We start from the raw sequence: 2,818 nt of genomic DNA on the forward strand, positions 1-2,818 counted from the left end.
AGATAATGGGGGCTGTTTTAATCAGTTTTCAAAGGGGCGATTTAATTATCGCCCCTTTTAGATAATTTACCATCTGCAATTTCTAAAATAGAATGTTGTCATCCACTTTAAAGAAGCAAACATTCCTTTGATAAATAAACCGTCTGATATTGAGGGGATTGTCGGTATCAATTAAAGAAACAGCTAATTCAAACACCTTTCTTTTTGATAATCCATTAAAAATTCACACCTGCTTGCCTTATCTTGGATCCTGATATGGACAATAAATTTGCGTTAAAAGAATTGAATTATATATAATTGATTGAGGGGGATCAGAGTATGAAAATATCAGAACATTGCTGCAATAATCTTGTACAAAAAATAACATCCAAATTGGGAATTAGATTCAAAAATTATTTCTAAATAATTTTAATTACTTAATTATTTTAGATCCTGATTTGTGATTCGATCACATCATTAAATTCTTGAATAGCAAGGTGAATAATGAAACATTTTAGTAATATTATTATTGGATTTGGAAAAGCGGGTAAAACACTTGCAGGAACACTTGCAAAACACGGTGAAGAAGTATTAATTATTGAAAAAGATCCCAACATGTATGGCGGGACTTGTATTAATGTTGCTTGTTTACCGACTAAAAACATGATTATTAATGCCCACCGGGGTATAGAATATGAAGTCGCTTTAAAAAAGAAAAATGCCCTAACAGCAATGCTACGTAATAAAAATTACCATAAGGTGGCTGATTTACAAGAAGCCACTGTTTTAACAGCTACTGCTGAATTTTTGGATGACCATACGGTACGAGTATCTGATAACTCAGGGCAGGAAACTTTAACTGCAGATCGTATTTTTATTAATACAGGAGCAACACCAATTTGGCCTAATATTGATGGATTGCTTGCTAGTAAACATGTTTATTCGTCCACAGACTTACTTGTAAAAGATAAACAATTAAAGGAATTAGTTATTCTTGGTAGTGGACCAATTGGCTTGGAATTTGCATCAATGTATGCACAATTTGGTAGCCGTGTGACCATCATTGATAAATCATCTAAGATTTTAGGACACTTTGAGCCTGAAATTGCCGAACAAGCTAAAAATGATTTAGAGGAGGATGGTGTATCCTTTTTGTTAGAAAGCAACTTAACTGGTGTAAATGATACACTAGATGGTGTTACATTAACTATAAGCACACCAAAAGGGATTAAAAATATACAGGCCGATGGGTTATTAGTTGCTACGGGACGTAAAGCTAATGTGACCGATTTGCACCTAGAAAGAACTAGTATTAAAACAGGTAGACACGGTGAAATTTTAGTCAATGATATACTAGAAACAGATGCTAAAGATGTCTATGCTTTAGGTGATGTTACCGGCGGGCCACAATTCACGTATATTTCGTTAGATGATTGGCGTATTATGGCTAATCATCTATATGGCGATAAGACACGAAGTCGTTTAAATCGACCAGTATTTGCGAATACTATTTTTCTAAATCCGGCTATTAGTAGTGTCGGAAAAACAGAGGCACAGCTGAATGAGGCAGGCATTGATTATAAAGTACTGAAGATGCCAGCAGCTAGTGTTCCTAAGACACAAGTAATTGGTAATCCAAGAGGTAGCTATAAAGCATTAATAGATCCACAGACACATCAAATTTTGGGTACAACTATTTATGCTGAGGAATCATTTGAGACGATTAATATCATTAGTCTAGCGATGCAAAATCATCTTTCAGCTGAGACTTTGCGCGATCAAATATACACGCATCCAACAATGACGGAAGCATTAAATGATTTGTTTGATCAAATTTAATAAATCATTTATAACAAATTAAAACAAAAATACTCAAGGTCTTATCTAAATGCCTAACTTTTTTATGGCACTTCAGTATACCCTAGTGTTTTTTTGAGGGGGTACATGATACATTGCACCAATGGGTCACGCCGTGACATGGCAATTTATCATTGTATGATCACCTTCAGTGAGAGCATGTCATGCAGAACGCTATTCTCTGGGGCAAGCTGGTGTGAGATTAACCACATAAAATACAACGAAAAAAGATGATCTTATACTTAAAAAATGGAGAATTTTTTGAGTATAAGATCATTTTTGTCTGTAATTATTTTGATAGTTGCTGGTTGGCTATTTTTTTGTATCCAAAAACCAATAATCACGAAAGTCACCAACTAGTTTTGAATAGGGATAGCCAATTATTCTTTGGCTTTGTAGCTTATTCGATAAATATTCTTTCAAAATCCAAGGATCTTCAGGTGAGACGCGATCTGGTTCTAATATTTGATTGTCTTTTTGTACAGAAGTATTTAAGTCAATGGCTGCATGTTCAATAGTCAAATGACTTAATTTTAGATTTTGACGAAGCTCTTTACTAGTCTTGATACGCTCTATAAAATTTAAAGACATTTTATTCCTCTCTTTCGCTATTAAAATCATGCTGATAAAGGTTTAGCTAATGTTCCACAAGAGTAGGACATCACCAATATTACTTATGCATACAAGCACCCTATAATCAGCTTTTTTCTTAAAAAATATGTAGTTATAAAAAGACTCGATGACATATAAGTCATCGAGTCTTTTCCCAAAATTAATAGGTCATTACTAGCAAAATACGTCACATTATAATATATGTTCGCTATGTACAATTAGCGAACATTGTTGACACTTTAGAAAGTGCTCACAGGTATCATGTTTTATAGTAATTTACTTTCTTTAAGTAACTCTTCGATAAACGTTCCCTTTATCTTCTTTTTTAGAGCTACTTTAGCTAATTTAGGAATTCCTAAATTAGCCTCAT

General features: G+C 33.6%; 2 protein-coding genes. One reads left to right on the forward strand and one right to left on the reverse strand.

All coding sequences use genetic code 11. The features are described from left to right. The first annotated feature begins 483 nt into the window (after positions 1-483). Positions 484-1,818, forward strand: a complete 1,335-nt coding sequence (locus Q0F58_RS18590) for an FAD-dependent oxidoreductase (protein WP_294379417.1) — start codon at positions 484-486, stop codon at positions 1,816-1,818. Positions 1,819-2,148: 330 nt separating this feature from the next. Here Q0F58_RS18590 and Q0F58_RS18595 read toward each other — a convergent pair whose 3' ends face one another. Further along, entirely contained in the window at positions 2,149-2,427 is a 279-nt protein-coding gene (locus Q0F58_RS18595) for a DUF2316 family protein (protein ID WP_294379419.1), read from the reverse strand. Between the last annotated feature and the right edge of the window lie 391 nt (positions 2,428-2,818).

This window comes from uncultured Clostridium sp., assembly GCF_934754915.1.
Lineage (GTDB): Bacteria > Bacillota > Clostridia > Clostridiales > Clostridiaceae > Clostridium.

Bases quoted from the DNA above. Each gene is read 5' to 3' on its own strand.
- Q0F58_RS18590 (WP_294379417.1), top strand. From the start codon at position 484: ATGAAACATTTTAGTAATATTATTATTGGATTTGGAAAAGCGGGTAAA.
- Q0F58_RS18595 (WP_294379419.1), bottom strand. From the start codon at position 2,427: ATGTCTTTAAATTTTATAGAGCGTATCAAGACTAGTAAAGAGCTTCGT.